The sequence below is a fragment of the Arhodomonas sp. KWT genome (genome assembly GCF_010993615.1).
Window position 1 is genome coordinate 1 of sequence record NZ_WNXE01000193.1, and the last position, 1,112, is coordinate 1,112.

Annotated in this window: 2 protein-coding genes; one reads left to right on the forward strand and one right to left on the reverse strand. The window is 72.4% G+C overall.

Annotated elements, in window-relative coordinates; genetic code table 11:
- Positions 1-785, reverse strand: a 785-nt coding sequence (locus tag G7A99_RS16405) for an aminotransferase class I/II-fold pyridoxal phosphate-dependent enzyme (protein ID WP_163142111.1), incomplete at its 3' end; no start/stop codon positions are given.
- Positions 786-955: 170 nt separating this feature from the next.
- On the opposite strand from G7A99_RS16405, the gene G7A99_RS16410 reads away from it, so the two are divergent.
- Positions 956-1,112 (forward strand): glutamate--tRNA ligase family protein (locus tag G7A99_RS16410; RefSeq protein ID WP_240466310.1); only part of this gene is annotated, 157 nt, incomplete at its 3' end.

Consider the following 1,112-nt stretch of genomic DNA (forward strand, 5'->3'; position numbering starts at 1 on the left):
TCGGTGGCGGCCTCCAGCCCCTCCGGCACCACCAGCCAGCCGAGCCGCCAGCCGGTCATCCCGAAGTACTTCGAGAAGCTGTTGATCACCAGGGCCTGCGGCGCGTGCACCACCGCGCTGGCCGCCGCCGGGGTGTAGTGCAGGCCGTGGTAGATCTCGTCGACCATCAGCGCGATGCCGCGCTCGTCGGCGAGCGCCGCCAGGGCCTCCAGGGCGGGACCGTCGGCCATGGTGCCGGTGGGGTTGGACGGCGAGCCGATGAGGATACCGGCGGTATCCGCGTCGACATGATCGGCGGCGAGCGCGGCGGTGAGCTGGTAGTCCGTCGCCGCGGTCACCGGTACCGGCCTGGGTAGCGCATTGACCACTGCCGCGAAGTTGCGATTGCACGGATAGCCGGGCTCAGGCAGCAGCACCGTACGGCCGGGGTCGGCGATCAGCGCCATGGCCAGCGTCAGAGCCCCGCTCGCCCCGGGGGTGATGAAGATCCGCTCCGGGGCGACATCGGCGCCGTACTCCTCGGCGTAGTGCCGGGCAATGGCCTCGCGCAGCGGCGTGAGCCCCGCCGCCGGCAGGTAGCCGGTGTGCCCCTCGGCCAGCGCGCGCCGCCCGGCCTCGACCACCGGCTCGGCGGTGGTGAAGTCCGGCTCGCCAATCTCCATGTGGACGATGTCGTGACCCGCCGCCTCCAGCGCCCGGGCGCGGCGCAGCAGCTCCATGACATGAAACGGACGGACCTCGTCGATCCGCCCCGCGGGCGTGAAGGGCAGCGGCGTGTCGGTCACGGTACCTCCGGTGGGCGCGGGCTGGTCACCAGAGCGTACTAAGGCTCCTGGACGGTTTGCCAGCGCCCGGCCATCCCCCGCGGGCTGCGTGCACACGATCCGGCACGGCCCAGGTCAGGTAGAATCCGGGGACGACAGGGACACGGGCCACCGGGACGACAACCGCAGCGATGAGCACAGACGCCGACACCGGGCACTACGTCGGACGCTTCGCACCGAGCCCCACCGGGCCGCTGCATTTCGGCTCGCTGGTGGCCGCCGTGGCCAGCTACCTGGACGCCCGCCGCCACGACGGGCGCTGGGCGCTGCGCATCGACGACGTCGACC